We start from the raw sequence: 25,461 nt of genomic DNA, 5'->3' as shown, positions 1-25,461 counted from the left end.
CTGCGTGGTTGTGTGGGAGCCTGGCTTGCCAGCGATGGCGCCCTCACGACCGCCATCGCGAGCACAGGGGGAATGAGGCAGCATGCCCGCACACCCCGTCACACCTTGTCTCATCTTCGGTTATGCTCGCCGTTCGTCGTGTATGACCGGAGCTTCCCGACCCATGTCCCCTACCCGCCTATTGCTGCCGTTGAGCCTCGCCCTGTTGGCCGCGTGCGCCACCTCGCCGAAGCAGAACGTCACTGTGGAAAAATCCAGCGACTGCCCGCTGACCCTCAATCAGGGGCAAAACCTGATCCTCACCCTGCCCAGCAACCCCACCACCGGCTATCGCTGGGCCATCCAGGACTCGGCCGGCGGCGTGTTGCGCGCCTTGAGCCCGGAGGTTTACAGCAACCCCGAAGACGCCGGCCTGGTGGGCAGCGCCGGGCAATCCACGTGGCGCTTCCAGGCCTTCGCCCCAGGCACCGGCCGCTTGTTGTTGACCTACTCCCAACCCTGGGCGCCGGAAGTCCCGCCGGTGAAAGCGTTCGACTGCGCGATCAAGGTCAATTGAGCATGGGCTGGCTGATTCTCGCGTTGATGGGCGCCGTGACTTTCATCTATGGCGTCAGCGTCCAGGCCACCTTGTTGTGCCTGGTGGTCAAGCCGTTGCCGGTGCTGGCGCTGCTGGGCTGGTTGCACGACGCCCCGCCCAGCGACTACCGACGCTGGATCAGCCTGGGCCTGATTTTTTCGCTGGTCGGGGATCTGCTGCTCGCCTGGCCCGGCGATTTGTTCGTGTTTGGCCTGGGAGCGTTTCTGGTCGCGCACCTGGCGTACCTCAAGGCCTACCTGAGCGATTGCCGCCGGCCCGCGCTGCCTGCGTTGCTCGTGGCAGCGGTGGCTGGCGCCGTGCTGCTGGGAATCCTCATCGCCCATGACCTGGGCCCATTGCTGGTGCCGGTGATCGTCTACGGCCTGGCCATCAGCGCCATGCTCTGGCGCGCCCTCGCCCGCCTGGGCAGCGACGTGCCGCAACGCTCGGCGGTGCTGGCGGCGGTGGGCGCGGTGGTCTTCGTGTTCTCCGACAGCGTGATCGGCATCAGCCGCTTCGTCGTCGCCTTCGACGCCGCGCCCTACCTGATAATCCTCAGCTATTGGCTGGGGCAATGGGGCATTGCGGCGTCGACGTTCAGCCAGGGTCAGGCGGCAAAACCCTAAGCCTCCCTGGGGAGGTTGCTGTGGTGGGAGCGAGCCTGCTCGCGATGGCCCTGGCCGTACCGGCGGTATCGCGGGCCGGCCCGCGCCCATAACCGCCTGATGCCACAGGGGCCGCGTCCACACAGGCCGGAAGCGGTTTATCAGACAACCCGCGCATCGCCCCGCCAACTTGGCTAAAATGCCGGCCTTTTCCACCCCAGCCGCTGGAACCGCCGTGAGCAAAGAACCCGATCGCCTTTTCGCCCAGCCCCTGCCCCAGGTGCCGGACTTCGCCTTCAACGAGGACGTGGTGCGGGTGTTCCCCGACATGATTAAGCGCTCGGTGCCCGGTTACCCGACCATCGTCGAGAACCTGGGCGTGCTCGCCGCGCAATTCGCCCAACCGGGCAGCGTGCTCTATGACCTGGGCTCGTCCCTGGGCGCGGTGACCCAGGCGCTGCGCCGCCATGTGCGCAGCGAGGGTTGCCGGGTGATTGCGGTGGATAACTCGCCTGCCATGGTGGAGCGCTGCCGCGAGTACCTCAATGGCCAGGACTCGATGTTCCAGGAACTGTTGCCGGTGGAGGTGATCGAGGGCGATATCCTCGCACTGCAATTTCAGCCTGCCTCGGTGGTGGCACTCAATTTCACCCTGCAATTCATCGCCCCCGAGCAACGCCTGGCACTGCTGGGGCGTATCCGCCAATCGCTGTTGCCGGGCGGGGCGCTGATTCTCTCGGAAAAACTGCGCTTCAACGACGCCCAGGAACAGGCGCTGCTCACCGACCTGCACGTGGCCTTCAAGCGCGCCAACGGCTACAGCGACCTGGAAATCGCCCAGAAACGCAGCGCCATCGAAAACGTCATGAAGCCCGACAGCCTCGAAGAACACCGCGAGCGCCTGTTGGCGGCGGGGTTCTCGAACGTCGTGCCGTGGTTCCAGTGTCTTAACTTTGCCTCGTTGATTGCCCTGCCATGATCGATCTGTCTCCCCTTGCCCGCCGCCTGGCCGGCACCCCGCTGGCCGACTGGGCCAACACCCTGCAAGCGCAACTCGATAGCAAGATGGAAAAAGGCCACGGCGACCTGGAGCGTTGGCAAAGCGCCCTGGACGCCTTGCCCAAGGTCCAGCCCAGCGAAATCGACCTGCTCCATGGCCTGACCCTGGATGTCGCGTGCGACGACGCCACCCGCGTGCAGATGCGCACCGCGCTGATGGGCCTGAGCCCGTGGCGCAAGGGGCCGTTCAACCTGTTCGGCGTGCACGTGGACACCGAATGGCGCTCGGACTGGAAGTGGTCGCGGGTGGCCCCGCACCTGGACCTCGTGGGCAAACGCATCCTCGATGTCGGCTGCGGTAACGGCTACTACATGTGGCGCATGCTCGGCGCCGGGGCCGACAGCGTGATCGGCGTCGATCCCAACTGGCTGTTCTTCTGCCAGTTCCAAGCCGTGCAGCGCTACTTGGGCGCACCCAACGCCTGGCACCTGCCGTTTCCCTTTGAAGACCTGCCGGCCAACCTGGAAGGCTTCGACACGGTGTTTTCCATGGGGGTGTTCTACCACCGGCGCTCGCCCATCGAGCACTTGCTGGCGCTCAAGGACTGTTTGGTCAAGGGTGGCGAACTGGTGCTCGAAACCCTCGTGGTCGAAGGCGACGAGCAGCAAGTGCTGGTGCCCGAAGACCGCTACGCGCAGATGCGTAACGTGTGGTTCCTGCCTTCGGTGCCCGCCCTGGAACGCTGGCTGCGCCGCGCCGGGTTCAGCGACGTGCGCTGCGTGGACGTGAGCTTGACCACCGTCGAAGAACAGCGCAGCACCGAGTGGATGAAGTACCAGTCCCTGAGCGACTTCCTCGACCCCGACGACCACAGCAAAACCATCGAAGGCCTGCCCGCGCCGAGGCGCGCCGTGATCGTCGCCCGCAAATAAACCGCACTCACCTGGCGGGTTAGGGCCTTTGTGGGATTGAGCCGTTGTTAAGAGCAGACTTTCGTGGGAGCGAGCCTGCTCGCTAACCCTCCACCTGCCTGCCCCTCGCCCCCAGCCCCACCGCCATCGCTGGCACACGGCCGGGGTGTTTCAGCGCCCTAGAGCTCTGGCTTCGCCCGGCGGGCCTTGAAGAACTGGCTCAGTACCGCACCGCATTCCTCGGCCAGCACGCCCCCCTCGAACAGGACGCGGTGGTTGAGGAAATCCTGGCTGAAGAACTGCCCCTGGCTCTGCACGATGCCAGCCTTGGGTTCCAGGGCGCCGTAGACCACCCGGGCGATGCGCGCGTGCACGATCAGGCCGGCGCACATGCTGCACGGTTCCAAGGTGACGTACAGGGTGCTGCCGGGCAGACGATAGTTGCTGGCCGCTTGGGCGGCGTTGCGGATGGCGACCATCTCGGCGTGGGCGCTGGGGTCGCTGCCGCTGATGGGGCAGTTGAAGCCGCGGCCGATGATTTCACCACCCTGCACCAACACCGCGCCCACTGGCACTTCGCCCAGGGCCGCGCCTTGGGCCGCCAGGGCCAGGGCCTCGCGCATGAAGTCGCGGTCGCGGCTGCGGTCGATGATCGGGGCCGGGCGAAACTGGCGCATTACTTCACCTCGATGGCGGCCATCAGGCCGGTTTCCATGTGGTCGATCACATGGCAATGGAACATCCACACCCCCGGGTTATCCGCCACCAGCGCCACGCGGGCGCGTTCGTTCTTGCCCAGCAGGTAGGTGTCGGTGAAGTACGGGGTGATCTTCTTGCGGTTGGAGGCGATGACTTTGAAGCTCATGCCGTGCAAGTGGATCGGGTGCTGGTACTGGGTCATGTTCTTCAATTCAAAAATGTAGCTCTGGCCCTTCTTGAGCGTGGCGATGGGGCGGTCGGCGCAGGTTTTGTCGGTAATGTCCCAGGCCTTGCCGTTGATCTGCCACAGGCTTGGCGGGCGGCCGTTGTCCACGTCCACCGAGACGGAGCCGACCCACTCGAAATTGAAGTTGAGCTTCTCGGCAGTTGCCAGGTCCGGCTCGGCGATGGGGTTGGCCGGCAACGCCGCGGGCCATGGGCCGGGGGCGTCAGTGCTGGCCACCGCGCGCAGGGTGCCTAGGCGCACCGGGCCGTTGCGCAGGGATAGCTCCTGCCCCGCCGCCGGCGCCTTGATCCCCAGGCAGATGCGCATGCCCGGCCCCAGCCAGTATTCCTTGCCCAAGGGGCGCGGCTCGATGGGGTTGCCGTCCAGGGCGTAGATCTGCGCCTCCACGCCGGGGATGTTGATGCGATAGGTCAGGGTGTTGTCCAGGTTGAGCAGGCGCACGCGGGTGATCTGCCCGGCCGGCAGGTCGATCACCGCCCCGGCCACGCCATTGATGGTGTGCAGCCGCCCCGCCGTGCCCCCGCGGGCCGCCTCGCGGGGGATGCTGAAGGGCAGGTACTCGCCCTGCTCATCGACGTGCCAGCTCTTGAGGCTCAGGGTGCGTTCGTGGGCGAACCCGGTGGGCTCGCGCTCTTCGACGATCAGCGGCCCCACCAGCCCGCGGCCCAACTCTTCGCTGCTGTTCACATGGGGGTGATACCAATAGCTGCCGGCGTCCGGCACGCGGAACTTGTAGTCGAAGTACTCCCCCGGCAGCACCGGTAGTTGGGAAATGTAGGGCACGCCATCCATCTCCAGCGGCAGGCGGATGCCGTGCCAGTGGATGGTGGTGGCCACTGGCAGATGGTTGATGAAGCGCACCCGCAGCCATTCGCCCTGGCGTACCCGCAACTCGGTGCCCGGCGCCGACGGGCCAAAGGCCCAGGCCTGGGTGGTGTGCCCGGCCACCAGTTCCACGTCCAGCGGCGCGGCGATCAGTTCGTAGTCGTGGCCCGCGTCGGCATCGGCCATTTTCCCCAGCCAGTAGCGCGATGCCCCACCGGCCCCCACCCCAACCACTGCAAGACCGGCCAGGCCACCGAGGATCTGTCGACGGGTAAAGGACATTGGCTCAACTACCTCACGTATGCGCAGCAGGCTGGCGCCCGCAAAAGGCGAATACGATACACCCGCAACTGGCAAACCGTAAGGGCGGGCGGCGAAGGGTCACAGGGAGCAACCACAAAGGTCGTGGCCGCCCGGCGCTCCGCAGGCACACATATGCGGTTACTTTTTCGCGAGCACATCCGCTTTGTGCGGTAACTATGTATCGCGAGCCTGGCGGGGCGCCGTGGAATTCTTGAGCCTCATGTATCAAGGATGATTAACCATGAACGACTCGCAACAACCCAACGCCGCCGATCTCGCCACCCTCAAGACCATCGCTGAACAGGTGGTGGGTACCTGCCCAGGCCTGCTCGATACCGCTCGCGAAGTGGCCACCACCTTGCTGCGCAAATATGGCCTGCCAGACCTGGACCCCGACCACGTCTACTACCACCGCTTCAAGACTAGCCAGAGCAGCACCAAGACCTTCACCGGCTGGGAGCACACCTATGAAAAACCCTACGAGTCACTGACCCTGACCCAACTGGTGGTCCAGCGCTTTCGTGCCACCGACCAGGACAACGCCGACCTGCTGGACTTGTACGGCGGCTTCTACAGCGCCGGGCCAGAGGTGGAGAACTTCAACGAAACCAATGAAGTGCGCCTGCACGGCAACGAGGTGCTCAAGGATTTCTGGGAGATCGACTTCAGCGCGCTGTACACCGACAAACTCCAGAGTTTCTGGGGGACACGCGCGGACGATTTCCGGTTGCTGGCCAAGTGCAACTTCCTCAGCAAGGCCCTGCAAAGCCGCCAAGCCCGCCAGCTCAGCGAAGACGACTTCCAAACGGTAGTGCAAGCGGTGGCTGGCCCCCTGAGCTGGCCCATCGACCTACAGGCCCTGCGACGCAGCACCGGGCCGCTCGATGGCGCGCAAGTATGCGCCCTGGATATCGACGGCCATGTCGCTACCGATATCCTGCGCATCGTGCTGCCGACGGGCCGGCAGGTCGTCTATGTGCCCGGCGAAGCCCAGGCCTTTCGTGTGTTCGAGCACCCTGGCGACCTGCATTGGTGGGCCTTGGGGCAACTGGACAACGACCATGCCCGCGCCGTGGTCATGGCTCACTTCGCGCTGGACGACCGCGAGGCAGTCAAGGACAACCTCACAGACCTGATGAATCGCCTCACCCAGACCTGGGGCAAATCCGACCATCACCTGCTAAACCGCAAAAACCTGGTCATCAAAGGCGACGCGTTCCAGTGGCTCAGTGAGCAGGCCCGGGCAACGATGTACGCCGAAGCCGCGACCTCGCTAACCTCCAACGGGGACCTGCGCAAAAAGCTCTGGATTGGCTACCTCACCGCTGGAGCCAAGGTCTTTGGCCCCCTGGCGGCGCTGGGCTGGCCGGTGGCATTACCCGCGATTGGCGCCAGCCTGGCCAACCTGGGCCTGAACGTCGACCAAGCCGTCAATGGCAAAACGGCAGCCGAACGCAAGGCCGGGGTGATTGGCGCGGTCCTCAGCGGCCTCGACACCCTGTTCAATGCACCGTTCCTCAAAGGTACCGGCAAACTGGCGGAAGTTGGGGCCGAGATCGAAGCGGCGGGCACTGAGGTAACTGAAATCTCCGAGCTAGAGCCCGAAGGCATCGACCCGGAGGATGAGCTCGACGTCGAAGAAACCCAAGGGCTACCCGGGGACATTACCCCCGCGGCGCCCAGTTCCACCCAAGGCAACAACATACCCGCCAGCTACCAAAGCAATGAGCTACTCGACGGGTTGGTGCCAGAAAGCGAGCCAGGCAAATTCCAGGGCATCTATCGGCTGGAGTCAAACCCACCCTACGCCATTGAACTGGACGGCCTGCCCTACTATGTAACGTTCTTCCCCGACAGCAAGGGCGCGGGCGAATGGGCGATCGTCGACCCAACCCGCCCCAACCAGTTCGCCTCATCGTTGCCGGTACGGCTCTCGGCCTCGGGTGACTGGGTGCTACTGGAAAAACTGGGCCTCAAGGGCGGGCTCAATGACAGCGAGGCTATTGCGGCACGCGCAGCCTACGACATGCCCGAAGCCTTTCGCGGCGAACTTCAGGACACCGCCGAGGGCCGCCGACCGATCCGTGACATTGAGGTTATGCTGGACGGCACCGACACGGCGCAACAACAATTCAAGGCCGTGAGAACGCGCCTCTATAACGAGGCCCGGGCGTTTTACCAGCAACCCGAATTGCCGCCACGCCCGTTCATCACGCCCCTGGAGTCAGGAGCCAGCGACAAAATCATTATCCGCTCGCTGCTCAAAGACTCCCCGGCCCTGGTGATCGGTGAGTCCCACGGCGAAATCGGCAGCAAGCGGTTCCTGATAAAAAACATGAGGACCCTAGCCAAAAGCGGCGTCAAAACCCTCTATATGGAACATCTGCTGTCGGACTTTCATCAGGCCGACCTAGACACGTTCTTGCGCAAAGGCACCATGAGCCGCGACCTGGAAACCTATCTCAGGAACCTGGACGACGGCTTCATGTTGAACCCCAAGGCCAAGTACGGTTTCCTCAATCTGGTCAAGGCTGCGCGTGCAGAGAAGGTTCGCATCCAGGCCATCGACTGCCTCGCCAGTTACCGCCTCAAGGGCATGCGACCGAGCGATGGAGCTGGGCAATCGCTGAACGACCCCACGGCCCGGCAGAAGATGATGAACTACTACGCCCATACCGTGATCCGCGCCGACCAGGCCGTCAACGGCCCACACCGCTGGGTGGCGCTGATGGGCAACAGCCACGCCAACACGTTCAAGGGTGTGGCCGGCGTCAGCGAACTGATGGAAGGTATCGGCCTGCGCATCGACGATGTGAACATCGGTACGTCCAAGGGCATCTTTGTGGACGAAGGCATCACCTATCCGGCGTCATTCGATACGCCACCGGGCTATCTGAAGAATGACCTGTGCCTGCAAGTCGAAGTGCCCGGCAACCCCCTCCCAAAGGTCAAAGACCTGAGCATCCTGCTCGAACGCCCCGGCAACTACACCCTGGTGCGCAGCCCGGAACGCCTTGAACTCGTCCACCGCAGCGGTGACAAATCTATCGTGCGCACCGAAATCCGGGTCCAGGGCGACCATTACAGCCTAGAACGCCCCAACTGGCCCAAGGTCAGCGGCAAGCCCTTCGACAGCCTAGAGGCCTTGCTCCAAGCCCTCAACGAAATGGGCATGAGCCAGGTCGGCTGACACGGCTTTCCCCGAGCCGAAAAAAAACCGGGGGAGCGCAAGGCTCCCCCGGTCATTGGGTGTACAGCGTGCCAGCCCTCAGGGCTTGTTCACGATCATTCCCACTCAATGGTCGCCGGCGGCTTGCTCGACACGTCGTAGGTGACGCGGGAGATGCCTTCGATTTCATTGATGATGCGGCCGCTGACGGTTTCCAGCAGTTCATAGGGCAGGTGCGCCCAGCGGGCGGTCATGAAGTCGATGGTTTCCACCGCACGCAGGGCCACGACCCAAGCGTAGCGACGGCCATCACCGACCACGCCCACCGATTTCACCGGTTGGAATACCACGAAAGCCTGGCTGACCTTGTGGTACCAGTCGGCCTTGCGCAGCTCTTCGATGAAGATGTGGTCGGCGCGACGCAGCAGGTCGGCGTATTCCTTCTTCACTTCACCGAGGATGCGCACACCCAGGCCCGGGCCCGGGAACGGGTGGCGGTAGACCATGTCGTAGGGCAGGCCCAACTCCAGGCCCAGGCGGCGGACTTCGTCCTTGAACAGCTCGCGCAGGGGCTCGACCAGTTTGAGGTTCATCTCTTCCGGCAGGCCACCGACGTTGTGGTGGGACTTGATGACGTGGGCCTTGCCGCTTTTCGCGCCCGCCGACTCGATCACGTCCGGGTAGATGGTGCCCTGGGCCAGGTACTTGATGTTGTCCAGTTTGTTGGACTGGGCATCGAACACGTCGATGAAGGTGCGGCCAATGATCTTGCGCTTCTTCTCCGGGTCCGACTCGCCGGCCAGGTTGTTGAGGAACTGCTCTTCAGCGTTGGCGCGGATCACCTTGACGCCCATGTTCTCGGCGAACATAGCCATCACTTGCTCGCCTTCGTGCAGGCGCAGCAGGCCGTTGTCGACGAAGACGCAGGTCAACTGGTCGCCGATGGCCTTGTGCAGCAGCGCAGCAACGACCGAGGAATCGACACCGCCGGACAGGCCCAGCAGCACGTTGTCGGTGCCGACCTGGGCGCGCACTTGGGCGATGGCGTCTTCGGCGATCTTCGAGGGGGTCCACAGTGCTTCGCACTCGCAGATGTCGAGGATGAAGCGCGACAGGATGCGGCCGCCCTGCTTGGTGTGGGTCACTTCCGGGTGGAACTGCACGCCGTAGTAGCGCAGGTCATCGTTGAACATGCCGGCAATCGGGCAGCTCGGAGTGCTGGCCAGGATATGGAAGTCCTGGGGCATCTTGGTGACCTTGTCGCCGTGGCTCATCCACACGTCGAGGCCGAACAGGCCATCGGCGTCCACATGGTCTTCGATGCCATCGAGCAGGCGGCTCTTGCCGACCACATCGACACGGGCGTAGCCGAACTCGCGCAACTCGGAGCCTTCGACCTTGCCGCCCAGTTGCTCGGCCATGGTCTGCATGCCGTAGCAGATACCGAAAACCGGCACGCCCAGGTCGAACACCGCTTGCGGGCAGCGCGGGCTGTTGGCTTCATGCACGGACTCGGGGCCACCGGCGAGGATGACGCCTTTGGGAGCGAATTCGCGGATCGCGTCATCGTCCATGTCGAACGGGTGCAGCTCGCAGTACACGCCGATCTCGCGCACGCGGCGGGCGATCAGTTGGGTGTACTGGGAACCGAAGTCGAGGATCAGGATGCGGTGGGCGTGAATGTCGAGGGACATGAAAGAAACTCTGAAGAGCAGTTGCAAGCTTCAAGCTGCAAGCTGCAAGTAATCGGAAGCCTTGCGGTGACTGCGCTGACGCAGCACCGCTTGCAGCTCATAACTTGTGGCTTTTAGCTGTCGGCGTCAGCCGACTCGATAGTTCGGCGCTTCCTTGGTGATCTGCACGTCGTGGACGTGGGATTCAGCCATGCCGGCGCCGGTGATGCGCACGAACTCAGGCTTGGTGCGCATTTCTTCGATATCGGCGCTGCCGGTGTAACCCATCGAGGAACGCAGGCCGCCCATCAGTTGATGGATGATGGCGGTCAGGGAACCCTTGTACGGCACGCGACCTTCGATGCCTTCAGGTACTAGCTTCTCGGCACCGGCCGAGGAATCCTGGAAGTAACGGTCGGACGAACCCTGGGCCTGGGACATGGCACCCAGCGAGCCCATGCCGCGATACGCCTTGTACGAACGGCCCTGGAACAGTTCGATCTCGCCCGGGGCCTCTTCGGTACCGGCGAACATCGAGCCCATCATCACGCAGGACGCACCGGCCACGATGGCCTTGGACAGGTCACCGGAGAAGCGGATGCCGCCGTCGGCGATCAATGGCACGCCGGTGCCTTCAAGGGCAGCGGCGACATTGGCGATGGCGCTGATTTGCGGCACGCCGACACCGGCGACGATACGGGTGGTGCAGATCGAGCCTGGGCCGATACCGACCTTGACCGCATCCGCGCCCGCTTCGGCCAGGGCCTTGGCGGCAGCGCCAGTGGCGATGTTGCCGCCGATCACCTGCACTTCAGGGAAGTTCTGTTTGACCCAACGCACGCGGTCGATCACGCCTTTGGAGTGACCGTGGGCGGTGTCGACCACCACCACGTCCACACCGGCAGCGACCAGGGCCGACACACGGTCGCCGGTGTCTTTGCCGGTGCCGACCGCCGCGCCCACGCGCAGACGACCTTGGTCGTCCTTGCTGGCCAGCGGGTAGGCCTTGGCTTTTTCGATGTCGTTGACGGTCATCATGCCTTTGAGGGCGAACTTGTCGTCGACGATCAGCACGCGCTCGATGCGGTGCTTGTGCAGCAATTCGCGGGCTTCGTCCTTGTCGGCGCCTTCGCGCACGGTGACCAGGCGCTCTTTAGGCGTCATCACTTCACGAACGGAGGCTTCCAGACGGTTCTCGAAACGCACGTCACGGGAAGTGACGATGCCAACCAGGTCGCCGTTGTGCAGCACTGGAACACCGGAGATGTTGTGCAGGCGAGTCAGTTCGAACAGTTCGCGTACGGTGGCGTCGGCCTCGATGGTGATCGGGTCCTTGACCACGCCGGCTTCGTAGCGCTTGACCTTGCGCACTTCAGCCGCTTGCTGCTCGATGGTCATGTTCTTGTGGATGATGCCGATCCCACCTTCCTGAGCCATGGCGATGGCCAAACGGGCTTCAGTGACGGTGTCCATGGCAGCGGAAACCAGGGGGATATTCAGCTCGATGCCACGGGTAAGGCGGGTCTTGAGACTGACTTCGTTAGGGAGTACCTCGGAATAACCGGGCACGAGGAGAATGTCGTCGAATGTCAGAGCTTCTTGGCTGATACGCAGCATCGCGGGGGCTCCCGAGCGGGAAAATGGAAGCGCGCCATTATACTCAGACACCCCTGGCTGCGAAAGATAAAACTCTGACTATGTTGGCCATGCGGATGGATGGGGCAAAAAGCTCACAACTCCACTTTCACCCAACTGATCTTCTGATCCAGCCAGTCGGCGAACTCGTCGATGAAACTCGGCTTGAAGCCCGCCTCGGCCCAGTTGTTGAAGATAAACCCCAGGTTGGAAAAACCGCACTCCTGTAAAAACAGAAAGCCGTTGATGTCATCTTCATGGCCGCACAAAGGGCAGATGAAGTTATCGGTGCGCCCCGGCATCCAGTCTTCCAGGCTGTCGAACAACACCTCGCCCACTTCCTGACGGCACTCGGGGCAACCGGCCTCTTCGAGAAAACCCTTGGCCGGCGTGTAGATGCAGCGCTTGGTGACGATTTCCAGGCCATTGATCGGCTCGCCGAAGGGTAGCGCCTCGGGGTGCAGCACCACCGCCCGGGCGCCGTCGGCAATGGCGTAGGCCATGCGATTGCCCGTGCGCCCGCAGGTCGAGAGTTCTTCTTTAATAATGTTCTTGCGCACCAGCCAGCGCACAACCGCCCGCGCACGGGGTTCGTGGACCGGCAGGGTGGAGATTTTCGGGACGAGAATGCTTTGCGAATTCATGGCGGGCCTGCGGGGCTGCTGGCGCTATCGCGGGCGAGCCCGCACCCACAGAGTGTGGCGCTTTGCCCGCGATGGCGCGCTAAAAGGCCAGCAGCTTAATCCTTGAGCCCCGCAGGTCAAGCGCTCAGATAGCGGCCGATCAGCGCAATGCCACTGGCCAGCACCAGCCAGGTCACCAGGCGCACAAAGGCCTCGCGCGATAGTTTCATGCTCAGGCGCCGGCCGATCCACAGGCCCAAGGCCATGGCGGGCAGCAAGCAGGCTGCCAGTACCAGCAACGGCAGTTCGGCATAAACCCCGGCCAGCAGGAACAGGCTCAGGCGCACCAGGGTGCTACAGCTAATCAGCGCACTCTGGGTGGCCCGCGCCGCATCCTTGGGCAAGCGTGCATTGAGGTAGATCGCATACAGGAACCCGCCGCTGCCAAACAGTGCGCCAAACAACCCGCCCACCGTGCCCATCGGCACTGCCCACCCGGCCGCGAGCTGGCTGGCGCGCACTTTCACCGCCAGGCTGTAGATCGCATAGGCGCTGATAAACAGCCCCATCAACAACAGCAAGATGTCCGATTTGAGGTTGAGCAAAAAGGTCACCCCCAGGGCGCACCCCACCACCATGCACGGCAACAAGCGCAGCAATTCCGCCCGGGCCACGTCCTTGCGCGACGGCAGCAGGTTGCCGAACGCGGCGACAAAATCCAGCAGCACCAGCAGGGGCACGATTTTCGACAGTGGCATGAACAGGATCAGGATCGGCCCGGCCACCAGCGCCGTGCCAAACCCGGCGATGCCGAACACGATGTAGGCCAGTGCAATGCCCAGGCCGATCACCAGCCAATCCACCCCGCCCCACGGCCATGACTCCAACAACCCCATCACGCTCATCACTTGCCTGCCTCCTGTTTGGTTAGCGCCTGACTTTAGCCAGCAACGAGCATTGCGACTAATATCATCCTTGCCCGCCACCCATCTCAAAAAGGCATGACTCGTGATTTCCACCCGCCAGTTGCGTTACTTCGTCGATATCGCCGAATGCGGCAGTTTCAGCGCCGCCGCCGAGCGCCTGTTCGTCGCCCAATCGGCCCTGAGCCGGCAGATCAAAGAACTGGAAAGCCAATTGCAAACGCCGCTGTTCGAGCGCACCGCGCGACAACCGCGGCTCACAGCGGCCGGTGAGGCGTTTTACCCCCGCGCCCGCAGCCTGCTCAACGAACTTGAGGCGGCCAGCGAACTGGCCACCCAGGTCGGCAATGGCCAGCGCGGCACCCTGCGCTTGAGCCACTCCAGCACCGTGCCCATGTGCGGGCGCCTGCTCCAAGGCATCAGCGCTTATCTGGCGCAATACCCCGGCGTGTCCATGGACATCGTCAAGCTGTCCTCCGAAGCCCAATTGCAGGAGTTGGCCGAGGGGCGCCTGGACATCGGCCTGCTACGCCTGCCTGTGCTGCGCCAGCGCGAAGGCGTGCGCGTGCTGCCTTTATATAGCGAGCGCCTGCTGCTGGCGGTGCCGCCAGGCCATGCGCTGGCCCGGCAAGTGCCCGCCCAAGGCGTGGACTTGGCGCAACTCAAGGACCAGCCCTTCATCTCCCTGCCCCACCCACAGCGCGGGGGCTTGAGCTACCTGTCGGCGGAACTGTGCATGCGCGCCGGATTTTTCCCCAAGGCTGCGCGAGTGGTATCGCGCAAGACCACCCAGTTGCAATTGATCCAGGCCGGGTTCGGCATCGCCCTGCTGCCCGAATCGATGCAAGACATCGCCCCCGCCAACCTGCACTTTCTACCCCTGGCCGACCCGGATTGCCACAGCACCATCGCCCTGGCGTGCCGGCAAGCGCCCACGCCGCTGGTGGAACAGTTCGCCCGGCACTTTACCCAGGGATTTGCCCACAGCCGTGGAGATTGATCGCGTTATGCCTTTACACTGCGCCCCATGATTAAAGATCCCTTTGCAAGACTCGGCCTGGACCGCGAAGTCCTGACCGTCAGCCAACTCAACGGCCGCGCGCGGGTGCTGCTCGAAGATGTGTTCAGCAACATCTGGGTCGAAGGCGAAATCTCCAACCTCGCCCGCCCGGCGTCTGGCCATGTGTATTTCACCCTCAAGGACAGCGGCGCCCAGGTGCGCTGCGCGCTGTTCCGCCAGAACGCGGCGCGGGTGCGCCAGGCGCTGAAGGATGGCCTGGCGGTGAAAGTGCGCGGCAAAGTCTCGTTGTTCGAGGGCCGTGGCGACTACCAGTTGATCCTCGACACCGTGGAGCCGGCCGGCGACGGCGCGTTGCGCCTGGCCTTCGATGCCCTGAAAGAGAAGCTCAGCGCCGAGGGCCTGTTCAGCGCCGAGCGCAAAGTGCCACTGCCGGCCCATCCGCAGCGGATCGGCATCATCAGTTCGCCCACCGGCGCGGTGATCCGCGACATCATCAGCGTGTTCCGCCGCCGTGCGCCCCAGGTTCGGCTGACCCTGATCCCCACCGCCGTGCAGGGCCGCGAAGCCACCGCGCAGATCGTCCGCGCCCTGCAACTGGCCGACGCCCGTGGCTTCGATGCGCTGATCCTGGCCCGTGGCGGCGGCTCGCTGGAAGACCTCTGGTGCTTCAACGAAGAGGCCGTGGCGCGGGCGGTGGATGCCTGCGTGACGCCGATCGTCAGCGCGGTGGGCCATGAAACCGACGTATCCATCAGCGACTTCGTCGCCGACGTGCGCGCGCCGACCCCTTCGGCCGCCGCTGAACTGCTGGCCCCGGATGCCAGCAACCTGGTGCGCCAGGTCGAAAGCCTGCACCGCCGCTTGGTGCTGCTGATGCGCAATCGCCTGAGCCACGACCGCTTGCGCCTGGAAGGCATGGCCCGGCGCCTGCGCCATCCGGGCGAACGCCTGCGCCAGCAAGCGCAACGCCTGGACGACCTGGACATGCGCCTGCGCCGCGCCTTCGAGCGCAGCCTCAACTCCCGCCGCGAACGCCTGATCCGGCTCGAAACACGCCTCGCCGGGCAGCACCCCGGGCGGCAACTGGCCTTGCTGCGCCAACGCCTGGCCAGCCTCGCCGAGCGTCTGCCACGAGCCATGGGCGAAGGCCTCAAACGCCGGCGCCTGCAACTGCAAAGCCAGGTGCAAACCCTACACGTGGTCAGCCCACTGGCCACCCTGGGCCGTGGCTACAGCATTTTGCTCGACGAACGGGGCAACGCCATCCGCAACGCCGCGCAAACCCACAACGGCCAGCGCCTCAAGGCCCGGCTCGGCGAAGGCGAACTGCTGGTGCGCGTCGAAGACAACCACCTGACCCCTGTCACCCTCTCTTTACTGGACTGATCGATGCCGCGTTTTTTCTGCACCCTGTTGCTGCTGTGCCTGACCCTCAACGCCCACGCCGACAGCTACATCACCCGTTTGCTCAACAAACCGGTGCCCGGCGGCGTGGCGGTGGTGGACCTCGGCGCGGCGGCGCAAGCGCCCAAGGCGAGCTATCAAGGCAAACCGGTGCTGGTGGTCAAGGAACAAGAGAACTGGCTGGCCATTGTCGGCATCCCGCTGACCGTCCAGCCTGGCAATCACCAGATCACGGCGGGAGGGCGTAACCTGCCGTTCATCGTCGGCTTCAAGAAGTACCCGGAACAGCGCATCACCCTGAAGAACAAAAGCCAGGTCAACCCCGACCAGGCGCAGCTCAAGCGCATCGAAGGCGAACTGGCGGTGCAGCTCAAGGCCTACCGCACCTTCAGCCCCAACCTGCCAAGCAACCTACTGCTGGACAAACCGGTCAACGGCCCGCTGTCGAGCAAGTTCGGCGTGCGCCGCTTCTTCAATGGCGAAGAGCGCAACCCCCACGCCGGGCTGGATTTCGCCGTTCCCGCCGGCACGCCCATCAAGACCCCGGCCGGCGGCAAGGTGATCCTGGTCGGCAACTACTTCTTCAATGGCAACACCGTGTTCGTCGACCACGGCCAGGGCTTTATCAGCATGTTCTGCCACATGTCGAAAATCGACGTGAAGCCCGGCCAGCAATTGGCGCGTGGCGCGGTGGTGGGCAAGGTCGGCGCCACCGGCCGCGCCACCGGGCCCCATATGCACTGGAACGTCAGCCTCAACGACGCGCGGGTCGACCCGGCGATTTTCATTGGTGCGTTCCAGCCCTGAGGTCATCGGCAAAGCTGCTGGCGTCATCGCCGCCATCCCTGTGGGAGCGGGCTCGCCCGCGATGGCGTCAGCCCAGCCGCCCCAATTGCGCAAGCCGATAGCCTCGCGCAAACAAAGCTAATAATCCCTCACTTACAAGCCATAAAATCTCGCCAATTAGAGAATTAGCAGAACTTATCTCAATTTTTCCCGGCCGCTTGCCATCGTCCCCCCGGCGCGGTTAGGGTTGAACGCATGAAAACCTCTCACACCCTCATTCAGCGTCGCCAACACCGCAGCCTGTGCCTCGTCAGCGCACGACTGCCAGGGTGAATCGCGGTGCCTCGCCCCTCGCCTCATCTCTCGTAAACGCATTACCGGCAGGCCGCCTCTTTTCGGCCGAACAATAAGGATTACCCCGATGACCATGCTCAAAGACCCGTCCTCGAAATACCGCGCCTTCCCGACCATCGACATCCCGGACCGCACCTGGCCGTCGAAAACTATCACTAGCGCGCCGATCTGGTGCAGCTCCGATTTGCGCGACGGCAACCAGTCGCTGATCGAGCCGATGGATGCAGTGAAAAAACTGCGTTTCTGGAAAACCCTGGTCGCCGTCGGCGTGAAAGAAATCGAAGCCTCCTTCCCGGCCGCTTCGCAAACCGACTTCGACTTCGTACGCACCCTCATCGAAGACGGCCACATCCCGGACGACACCACCATCCAGGTGCTCACCCAGGGCCGTGAAGACCTTATCGAGCGCACCTTCGAATCCCTGCGCGGGGCGAAAAAAGCCATCGTCCACCTGTACAACGCCACCAGCCCATCCTTCCGCAAAATCGTCTTCAACCAGGACAAGGAAGGCGTCAAGGCCATCGCCGTGAACGCCGCCAAGCTGTTCGTCAAGTACGCAGCCATGCAACCTGAAACCCAGTGGACCTTCGAGTACTCGCCAGAAACCTTCAGCGCCACGGAGCTGGAGTTCTCCAAGGAAGTCTGCGACGCGGTGATCGAGGTGTGGAACCCAACGCCCGAGCACAAGATGATCCTCAACCTGCCGGCCACGGTTGAGTGCGCCACGCCGAACATCTACGCCGACCAGATCGAATGGTTCGGCCGCCATATCAACCGCCGTGACAGCGTGCTCATCAGCCTGCACACCCATAACGACCGTGGCACAGGCGTTGCCGCCACCGAACTGGGCCTGATGGCCGGCGCCGACCGTGTCGAAGGCTGCCTGTTCGGCAACGGCGAGCGCACCGGCAACGTCGACCTGGTGACCGTCGCGCTGAACCTCTACACCCAGGGCGTGGACCCTGAGCTGGACTTCTCCGACATCGACGGCATCCGCAAGGTCGTGGAAGAGTGCAACCAGATCCCGGTGCACCCGCGCCACCCCTACGTGGGCGACCTGGTCCACACCGCGTTCTCCGGCTCGCACCAGGACGCCATCCGCAAAGGCTTCAGCCAGCAACAACCCGACACCCTGTGGGAAGTGCCGTACCTGCCGATCGACCCCGCCGACATCGGCCGCAGCTACGAGGCGGTGATCCGCGTCAACAGCCAGTCGGGCAAGGGCGGCATCGCTTACTTGCTGGAACAGGAGTACGGCATCAACCTGCCACGCCGCATGCAGATCGAGTTCAGCCAAGTCGTGCAGCGTGAAACCGATCGCCTGGGCCTGGAGATGACCGCCCAGCAGATCCACAGCCTGCTCCACAGCGAGTACCTGCAAGCCAACACCCCGTATGCACTGGTCAGCCATCGCTTGCAGGAAGAGAACGGTCATAGCGCGGTCGAGGTGGAAGTCTCCAGCAAAGGCCAGGGCGAAACCAACCTGCACTGGCGCGGCAAGGGTAACGGTGCCCTGGAAGCCTTGGTGGCCGGTTTGCCGATCCCGGTGGAGATCATGGACTACAACGAACACGCCATCGGCGCCGGCACCAACGCCAAGGCCGCGGCGTACATCGAACTGCGGGTCAATGGTGAGCGTGCGGTCCACGGCGTGGGTATCGACGAAAACATCACCACCGCCAGCTTCAAGGCCCTGTTCAGCGCGCTGAACCGCTCCCTCAGCCAGCCGCAGGCGAAAGCGGCGTAAGGCCCTGCGCAATACAAAAGGCCCCTGGATGAGCGTCCAGGGGCCTTTTTATTGGTTGGGATTTCGTACTGCCTTATCGCGGGCAGGCCCCCACAGAGGGAGTGGCAAACAATACAAATCCTTGTGGGAGCGGGCTCACCCGCGATAGCAATCTTGCAGGTAACGCCGCCCCCTCAGGCAAACTGAAAACCGTCCGCATCCAGGTTCGCCGGGAACCTCGTGCGATAAGCCGCCAGCTCTGCCGCATCCAGGCACACCAGGAACACCCCGTCCGCCTCTCCCGCACTCAACAGGCTTTCGCCCTGGAAATCCAGAACCTGGCTATCCCCGGTGTAGGCAAAGCCCTTGCCGTCGGTGCCAACCCGATTGACCGCCGCGACGTAGCACAGGTTTTCAATGGCCCGCGCGGGCAGCAAGCGGTTCCAGTGCTGGCGCCGCGCGCCCGGCCAGTTGGCGGTGTAGAGCAGCAGGTCGGTGTCGTGGGGATCGCGGCTCCACACGGGGAAACGCAGGTCGTAGCAAATCAGCGGCCGAATGCGCCACCCTTTGAGCTCGAACCGCACCTGCCGCTCGCCTGGGCTGAAGTGCTTATGTTCGCCGGCCATGCGGAACAGGTGACGCTTGTCGTAGTGCAGCACTTCGCCATCCGGGCGCGCCCACAGCAAGCGGTTGCGATAGCTGCCATCGGCCAGTTGCACAATCAGGCTGCCGGTCACCACCGCGTCGTACTTTTTCGCCTGGCCCCGCAGCCATTGGCTGGTGGGGCCGTTCTCGGGCTCGGCCAGGGTTTCGGACTCCATGGAAAACCCCGTGGTGAACATCTCCGGCAGGATTATCAAGTCCGCGCCACGCGCCTGTTCCAGCAGCAACTCGAAGTGATCGTGGTTGGCCTGACGGTCGTGCCAGGCCAGCGTGGTCTGCACCAGGGCGATGTTCAGGTTCGGAAAAGCAGTCAAATCCCACATAGTTTTTGCGCTGCCTGACGCAGCGTCTCCTCCCGTTTAGCGAAGCACAAGCGCACCAGGCGCTGCTCTTGTGGTGGGTTCTGGTAGAACACCGACACCGGGATGGTCGCCACGCCATGCTCACGGGTGAGCCACAGCGCCATCTCGACATCATTGAGGTCTGGGCGGATCTGCGAGTAATCCACCAACTGGAAGTAGGTGCCGGTGACCCGGGTAAAGCTCAAGCGCGAAGGCGCGAGCAGATCGCAGAACAAATCGCGCTTGGCCTGATAGAACCCCGGCAGCTCATCGATGTGCTCCGGGTGCTCGGCCATGAAATCGGCCAGGGCGTACTGCAATGGCGTCACACCGCAGAAACTCACGTACTGGTGCACTTTGCGCAGCTCGGCGCTCAGGGCCGGAGGCGCCACCACGTAACCGGTTTTCCAACCGGTTACGTGGTAGGTCTTGCCGAACGAACTGACCACAAAGGCGCGCTGATACAGCTCTTCGTGGGCCAGCACACTGGCGTGGGCCACGCCGTCGAACACCAGGTGCTCGTAAACTTCGTCGCTAATCAGGTAAATGTCGCGGTCGCGGATCAGTTGCGCCAACTGGTCCAGCTCGGCCCGGGAGATCAACGCGCCGCTGGGGTTATGCGGGGAGTTGAGAATAATCATCCGCGTGCGCGGGCTCAGCGCCTGGGCGAGCTTGTTGAAATCGATGGTGAAGGTCTGGCTGTCCAGTTGCACATGCACGCAACGCCCGCCGGCCAGTTCTACCGATGGCTCGTAGCTGTCGTAGGCAGGGTCGAAAACGATAACTTCATCGCCGCTGTGGATAACCGCCTGGATGGCGCAGAAGATGCCCTGGGTGGCGCCGGGGGTGATGGTGACTTCCATGTCCACATTGACCCGCACGCCGTAGCTGCGCTGGATCTTCGCAGCCACTTGCTGGCGCAGTGCCGGCAGGCCGGTCATGGGCGAGTACTGGTTGTGGCCGTTGGCAACATGCCAACTGAGCGCATCCCGTAGGGCCTGCGGGCCGTCGAAATCGGGAAAGCCCTGGGACAGGTTCAGTGCGCCGGTTTCCATCGCGAGCTGCGACATGCGGGTGAAGATAGTGGTGCCGACATTCGGCAGCTTACTGGCGATCATGGGTGATTCCCTGCTCAACACCCGGCTCTACGGCGGCGCGGGAGCCCCGGAGGATAGCCCATCCAACGCCCATAAAAAAAGGGCGCATAAAGCGCCCTTCTTCAACCGGCCCGATGAATCAGCGCTTGTCGCGGCGCTTCTTGTCGGCCTTCTTGTGGTGGGTCATCAAACGACGCTTCTTGTTGACCTGGCGGTCGGTGAGCGTGTTTTTGTTGCCTTCGTACGGGTTCTCACCGCCCTTGAACTCAATACGGATCGGCGTACCGACCAGTTTCAGCACCCGGCGATAGGTGTTCTCCAGGTAGCGCACATAGGACTTGGGCACCTTCTCGATCTGGTTACCGTGGATCACGATAATCGGCGGGTTGGCACCGCCCAAGTGGGCGTACCGCAGCTTGATCCGACGGTTGTTGACCATCGGCGGCGCATGCTCGCCCACGGCGTCTTCGAGAATCTGGGTCAGGCGATTCGTCGGCCAGCGGGTGACCGCCGACTTGAACGAGTTCTGCACCGAAGCGTAGAGGTTGCCCACGCCCGTGCCGTGCAGGGCCGAGATGAAGTGAATGTCGGCAAAATCAACGAAAAACAGGCGACGTTGCAACTCGACCTTGACGAAATCACGCTCGCCGGGGGTCATGCCGTCCCACTTGTTGATCGCGATCACCAGCGCCCGACCCGCTTCCAGGGCAAAGCCCAGCAGGTTGAGGTCGTGGTCAACCACACCTTCGCGGGCATCCATGACGAAGATCACCACGTTGGCGTCTTTGATCGCTTGCAGGGTCTTGACCACGGAGAACTTTTCAACTTCCTCGTGGATCTTGCCGCGTTTGCGCACACCAGCGGTGTCGATCAGCGTGTACTTCTCTTCGTTACGCTCAAAGGGAATATAGATGCTGTCGCGGGTGGTGCCGGGCTGGTCGTAGACGATAACCCGGTCTTCACCGAGCATGCGGTTGACCAGGGTCGACTTGCCGACGTTCGGGCGGCCGATGATGGCAATCTTGATCCCGTCTTTTTCGCTCGGACCGGGAATGCGCTTGGCTTCCTGGCCTTCTTCGACGATTTCCTCTTCGCCGTCTTCAGGCGCTTCGTCATCGTCTTTGGGGAAGTCGCTCAGGGCGATTTCCAGCATCTGCGTGATGCCGCGGCCGTGGGCACCGGCGATCGGGATCGCGTGGCCCATGCCCAACGGGGCGAACTCGGCGCGGGCCATTTCAGGGTCGATGTTGTCGACCTTGTTGGCGACCACGTAGGAACGCTTGTTTCGCTTGCGCAGGTGCTCGGCGATCATCTGGTCGGCAGCGGTGAAACCGGCGCGGGCATCGACCAGAAAGAGGACGACATCGGCTTCTTCGATGGCCAGCAGCGACTGCTCGGCCATCTTTTCGTCCATGCCATGCTCGTCACCGGAAATACCGCCGGTATCGATCAAAATGTAGGAGCGCCCTTGCCACTTTGCCTCACCGTATTGGCGATCACGGGTCAGACCGGACAAGTCGCCGACAATGGCGTCGCGAGTCCTGGTCAGGCGGTTGAACAGGGTGGACTTGCCGACGTTCGGGCGGCCCACCAGGGCGATTACGGGAACCATGCGGCTCTCCACTTCGTTATTTGCGAAAATACAAAAGCCGCTGCGAGGCAGCGGCTGGTGCTCGGGGCAGCGCCCGGAGGCGCTGCAAACCCCGTGAGAACGGGGCCGCTTGGGGTCAGACCCCAAGCATAGTCATTACTTGATGGTCAGGGCTTCCAGTTTGCCACTGTTGCCATACACATAAATCATGTCGCCTACCACCAGCGGACGGGCACGCAGGCCATCGCTGTCGATACGCTCACGGCCGACGAAGCGGCCATCCACCTGGCTCAACAGGTGCAGGTAACCTTCCAGGTCACCGACGGCCACGTAGCTGGAAAACACTTCCGGTGCCGACAACTGGCGGCGTGCCAGGGAATCGTTGGTCCACAACGCGGTGGTAGAACGCTCGTCCACGCCTTCGACGGTGCCCGAAGCCAGGCTCACGTAGACGCTGCCAAAGCCCTGGGCCACACCGGCGTAGCTGGAAGCATCCCGCTGCCAGAGCGGACGACCGCTTTCCAGGTCCAGCGCCGCAACACGGCCCTGGTAGCTGGCGATATACAGGGTGCCGCCAGACAACAGCAGACCACCATCAATATCGACCACGCGATCCAGTTCCGAACGACCTTGTGGAATGGCTACCCGTTGCTCCCAGACCGGCACGCCGTTCTGGGTATCCAGGGCCACCACTTTACCGGTGGAGAGGCCGGCGACGGCTAGGCGATTGGTGACGATCGGGGCACTGGTGCCGCGCAGGGTCAGTACCGCCGGGGTGCTGTCATAGAGCCAGCGCTGGTTGCCAGTGGCAGCATCCAGGCCGATCAGGCGATCGTCCTGGGTCTGCACCACCACCACGTCACCGTTGGTGGCGGGCGGCGCAAGCACTTCACTGGTCACGCGTGCGCGCCATTTCTCTTCGCCATTGCTGGAATCCAGGGCAACCACTTCGCCCTTGAGGGTGCCGATCATGACCAGGCCATAACCCACGCCGACGGCGCCGGAGACGGGCAGATCGAGATCCTGCTTCCACTTGACGTCGCCGGTCATGCGATCGAGCGACATCACCACGCCCGTCACATCGGCGGCGTAGAGGGTGTCACCGTCGATCGCCGGCACCAGCATGTTGTAGGTTTCGCCCTGGCCGTCACCGACCGAACGGCTCCATTGCTTTTGCAGGACCACTTCTTCTTTGAAGTCGACCAGCTCTGCCGGAGGCAATTCTTTTTTGCTGTTGCTGCTGCAACCCGCGGCCAGAATGGCCAGGGCCAGCAATGCTGCATGTTTCCAACGAATCACGTCACGCATCCCCTTTGGCCAAGTCGTCCAGCTTGATTTGTAGGCCACCGACCGCTGCTTCATCAGACAGCGCAGCCTTGGCTTTTTCATACGCGGCATGGGCTTCGTCGGCGCGACCCAACTGGACCAGCAGGTCACCTTTGAGTTCTTCGCGAGTGGCCAGGAACGCCTTGTCCGCATCTCCTTCCAGCAACTTGAGGGCCTCATCAGCCTTGTTCTGTGCCGCCAACACCTGGGCCAGACGCTGACGCGCCACTTCGCCCAGAGTCGGGTTGACCGGTTTGTCGGCAATTGCCTTGAGCTGGGCCGCAGCGTCGTCCAGCTTGCCGGTATCGACCGCGACCTTGGCCACGAACAGGCTGCCGTACTGGGCATAAGCGGTGCCGCCGAACTCTTTGTTCAACTTGCCCGCCAGGTCCGCGACACGGGCCGGGTCAGGCTTGCCGTCGGGCGTCAACGTGGTTTCCAGCAGTTGCTGATAGAGAATCGAGGCGCCTTGCGACTGATTGCTCTGGTACTTCTGCCAGGCCTGCCAGCCGAACACGATAACCAGCGCCAACAGGCCGCCAGTGACCAAGGGTTTGCCGTTCCGCTGCCACCAGTCTTTGAATTCCGCTAGCTGTTCATCTTCGCTACTCGACACCCCAATACTCCTTATTCGCTAAATCGGCTGTTTGACAGCTTCAACCCTGCACGACGCAGGTGGCCAGGTGCGCAGCAAGTGCATCCCAGGCGACGCTTTGTTGTTCACCCTGGCCACGCAGGGGTTTGAAACCTACCACTTGCTGCGCCAGCTCATCGTCACCCAGGATCAGTGCGTACAACGCACCGCTCTTGTCGGCTTTCTTGAACTGGCTCTTGAAGCTGCCGGCACCGGCATTGACCTGCAGGCGCAGGTGGGGCAACTGGTCACGCACTCGCTCGCTCAAGGCCAGAGCAGCCAGTTCGGCGGCCTCGCCGAAGGCGCAGAGGTAAACATCAACCTGGCGCGACAACTCTTCTGGAACTTGCTCCAGTGCCTCAAGCATCAGTACCAGACGCTCGATGCCCATGGCGAAACCGACGCCGGAAGTAGGTTTGCCGCCCATCTGCTCGACGAGGCCATCGTAGCGGCCACCGGCGCACACGGTGCCTTGGGCGCCGAGCTTATCGGTCACCCATTCAAAAACGGTCTTGCTGTAGTAATCGAGCCCGCGCACCAGTTTGGGATTAATCACGTAGGGAATGCCCGCCGCATCCAGGCGCGCCTTGAGCCCTTCAAAGTGGATGCGCGATTCATCGTCCAGGTAATCGGCCATTTTCGGCGCATCGACCAGAACCGCTTGGGTATCGGCGTTCTTGGTATCCAGCACCCGCAACGGGTTGGTCTTCAGGCGACGCTGGCTGTCTTCGTCAAGCTGGTCCAGGTGCTGCGAGAGATACGCCACCAGCGCTTCGCGATAGCGCCCGCGGGACTCGCTGGTGCCCAAGCTGTTGAGTTCAAGCTTGACCGCATCACGGATACCCAGCTCGCCCCACAGGCGCCAAGTCAGCACGATCAGCTCAGCATCGATGTCCGGGCCGTCGAGGTTGAACACTTCGACGCCTATCTGGTGAAACTGGCGATAGCGGCCTTTCTGCGGGCGTTCGTGGCGGAACATCGGGCCGATGTACCAGAGCTTCTGCACCTGGCCACCGCCGGTAATGCCGTGTTCCAGCACTGCGCGCACGCAGGCAGCAGTGCCTTCGGGGCGCAGGGTTAGGGAGTCGCCGTTGCGGTCATCGAAGGTGTACATCTCTTTTTCGACGATGTCGGTCACTTCACCGATGGAGCGTTTGAACAGCTCGGTGAACTCGACGATCGGCATGCGGATCTGCTTATAACCGTAGTTATCCAGCAGGCGCGCGACCGTACCTTCAAAGTAACGCCACAACGGCGTCTGTTCGGGCAGGATGTCGTTCATGCCACGAATGGCTTGCAGAGACTTGCTCACAAAAATTCCTTAGTTC

Annotated in this window: 21 protein-coding genes; 9 read left to right on the top strand and 12 right to left on the bottom strand. The window is 63.0% G+C overall.

Going from position 1 to position 25,461, the window contains the following annotated elements:
* Positions 1-163 precede the first annotated feature (163 nt).
* From CKW13_RS07585 to cmoB, 4 genes are all read left to right on the top strand, one after another.
* A complete protein-coding gene (locus CKW13_RS07585) occupies positions 164-556 on the top strand; it encodes a protease inhibitor I42 family protein (RefSeq protein WP_095107971.1) in 393 nt (130 codons plus the stop codon).
* Positions 557-558: 2 nt separating this feature from the next.
* Positions 559-1,203: a lysoplasmalogenase gene (locus CKW13_RS07580; protein WP_095107970.1), complete on the top strand. Its 645-nt coding sequence runs from the start codon at positions 559-561 to the stop codon at positions 1,201-1,203.
* Positions 1,204-1,417: 214 nt separating this feature from the next.
* Entirely contained in the window at positions 1,418-2,161 is a 744-nt protein-coding gene (cmoA, locus tag CKW13_RS07575; RefSeq protein ID WP_095107969.1) for a carboxy-S-adenosyl-L-methionine synthase CmoA, read from the top strand.
* Positions 2,158-3,114: a tRNA 5-methoxyuridine(34)/uridine 5-oxyacetic acid(34) synthase CmoB gene (gene cmoB, locus CKW13_RS07570; protein ID WP_095107968.1), complete on the top strand. Its 957-nt coding sequence runs from the start codon at positions 2,158-2,160 to the stop codon at positions 3,112-3,114. Before cmoA ends, cmoB begins: the two co-directional genes overlap by 4 nt.
* Before the next feature lie 158 nt (positions 3,115-3,272).
* Here cmoB and tadA read toward each other — a convergent pair whose 3' ends face one another.
* Entirely contained in the window at positions 3,273-3,770 is a 498-nt protein-coding gene (tadA, locus tag CKW13_RS07565; protein WP_095107967.1) for a tRNA adenosine(34) deaminase TadA, read from the bottom strand.
* A complete protein-coding gene (locus tag CKW13_RS07560; RefSeq protein ID WP_095107966.1) occupies positions 3,770-5,146 on the bottom strand; it encodes a multicopper oxidase family protein in 1,377 nt (458 codons plus the stop codon). Before CKW13_RS07560 ends, tadA begins: the two co-directional genes overlap by 1 nt.
* Before the next feature lie 262 nt (positions 5,147-5,408).
* On the opposite strand from CKW13_RS07560, the gene CKW13_RS07555 reads away from it, so the two are divergent.
* Complete coding sequence (locus CKW13_RS07555; RefSeq protein WP_095107965.1) at positions 5,409-8,357, top strand: membrane-targeted effector domain-containing toxin; 2,949 nt, start codon at positions 5,409-5,411, stop codon at positions 8,355-8,357.
* 95 nt (positions 8,358-8,452) lie between these two features.
* Here CKW13_RS07555 and guaA read toward each other — a convergent pair whose 3' ends face one another.
* The 4 genes from guaA to CKW13_RS07535 all read right to left on the bottom strand — a co-directional run bounded on the left by guaA (position 8,453) and on the right by CKW13_RS07535 (position 13,172).
* Positions 8,453-10,030: a glutamine-hydrolyzing GMP synthase gene (gene guaA / locus CKW13_RS07550; RefSeq protein ID WP_095107964.1), complete on the bottom strand. Its 1,578-nt coding sequence runs from the start codon at positions 10,028-10,030 to the stop codon at positions 8,453-8,455.
* 126 nt (positions 10,031-10,156) lie between these two features.
* Positions 10,157-11,626: an IMP dehydrogenase gene (guaB, locus tag CKW13_RS07545; RefSeq protein ID WP_095107963.1), complete on the bottom strand. Its 1,470-nt coding sequence runs from the start codon at positions 11,624-11,626 to the stop codon at positions 10,157-10,159.
* A 113-nt stretch (positions 11,627-11,739) separates the two neighbouring features.
* Complete coding sequence (locus CKW13_RS07540) at positions 11,740-12,288, bottom strand: sugar ABC transporter ATPase (protein WP_095107962.1); 549 nt, start codon at positions 12,286-12,288, stop codon at positions 11,740-11,742.
* A gap of 116 nt (positions 12,289-12,404) precedes the next feature.
* Positions 12,405-13,172 carry a sulfite exporter TauE/SafE family protein gene (locus CKW13_RS07535; RefSeq protein ID WP_095107961.1) on the bottom strand — a complete coding sequence of 256 codons (768 nt, stop codon included), beginning with the start codon at positions 13,170-13,172 and terminating at the stop codon, positions 12,405-12,407.
* Positions 13,173-13,275: 103 nt separating this feature from the next.
* Between CKW13_RS07535 and CKW13_RS07530 the strand changes: the two genes are divergently transcribed.
* From CKW13_RS07530 to leuA, 4 genes are all read left to right on the top strand, one after another.
* Positions 13,276-14,190 carry a LysR family transcriptional regulator gene (locus tag CKW13_RS07530; RefSeq protein WP_095107960.1) on the top strand — a complete coding sequence of 305 codons (915 nt, stop codon included), beginning with the start codon at positions 13,276-13,278 and terminating at the stop codon, positions 14,188-14,190.
* A 27-nt stretch (positions 14,191-14,217) separates the two neighbouring features.
* On the top strand, positions 14,218-15,597 hold the full coding sequence (gene xseA / locus CKW13_RS07525) for an exodeoxyribonuclease VII large subunit (protein ID WP_095107959.1): 1,380 nt from the start codon (positions 14,218-14,220) through the stop codon (positions 15,595-15,597).
* Between the two features lie 3 nt (positions 15,598-15,600).
* Positions 15,601-16,422 (top strand): peptidoglycan DD-metalloendopeptidase family protein, encoded by an 822-nt coding sequence (locus CKW13_RS07520; RefSeq protein WP_095107958.1) that lies wholly within the window; start codon positions 15,601-15,603, stop codon positions 16,420-16,422.
* A gap of 400 nt (positions 16,423-16,822) precedes the next feature.
* Positions 16,823-18,502: a 2-isopropylmalate synthase gene (gene leuA / locus CKW13_RS07510; protein WP_095107957.1), complete on the top strand. Its 1,680-nt coding sequence runs from the start codon at positions 16,823-16,825 to the stop codon at positions 18,500-18,502.
* 173 nt (positions 18,503-18,675) lie between these two features.
* Here the strand turns inward: leuA and CKW13_RS07505 are convergent, their stop codons facing one another.
* From CKW13_RS07505 to hisS, 6 genes are all read right to left on the bottom strand, one after another.
* Complete coding sequence (locus tag CKW13_RS07505; RefSeq protein ID WP_095107956.1) at positions 18,676-19,467, bottom strand: amidohydrolase; 792 nt, start codon at positions 19,465-19,467, stop codon at positions 18,676-18,678.
* Positions 19,455-20,603: a pyridoxal phosphate-dependent aminotransferase gene (locus tag CKW13_RS07500; protein ID WP_095107955.1), complete on the bottom strand. Its 1,149-nt coding sequence runs from the start codon at positions 20,601-20,603 to the stop codon at positions 19,455-19,457. The genes CKW13_RS07505 and CKW13_RS07500 overlap by 13 nt, the downstream gene beginning before the upstream one ends.
* A 118-nt stretch (positions 20,604-20,721) precedes the next feature.
* A complete protein-coding gene (gene der / locus CKW13_RS07495; RefSeq protein WP_095107954.1) occupies positions 20,722-22,194 on the bottom strand; it encodes a ribosome biogenesis GTPase Der in 1,473 nt (490 codons plus the stop codon).
* A 135-nt stretch (positions 22,195-22,329) separates the two neighbouring features.
* Entirely contained in the window at positions 22,330-23,481 is a 1,152-nt protein-coding gene (bamB, locus tag CKW13_RS07490) for an outer membrane protein assembly factor BamB (RefSeq protein ID WP_095107953.1), read from the bottom strand.
* Complete coding sequence (locus CKW13_RS07485) at positions 23,474-24,115, bottom strand: tetratricopeptide repeat protein (protein ID WP_095107952.1); 642 nt, start codon at positions 24,113-24,115, stop codon at positions 23,474-23,476. The genes bamB and CKW13_RS07485 overlap by 8 nt, the downstream gene beginning before the upstream one ends.
* A gap of 40 nt (positions 24,116-24,155) precedes the next feature.
* Complete coding sequence (gene hisS, locus CKW13_RS07480) at positions 24,156-25,445, bottom strand: histidine--tRNA ligase (protein WP_095107951.1); 1,290 nt, start codon at positions 25,443-25,445, stop codon at positions 24,156-24,158.
* Positions 25,446-25,461 lie beyond the last annotated feature (16 nt).

It is taken from the genome of Pseudomonas sp. Irchel 3E20, from assembly GCF_900187645.1.
Classification (GTDB): Bacteria; Pseudomonadota; Gammaproteobacteria; order Pseudomonadales; family Pseudomonadaceae; genus Aquipseudomonas.
The sequence above is the reverse complement of the archived record's forward strand: the minus strand, read 5'-3'. Positions and strand labels throughout refer to the sequence as shown.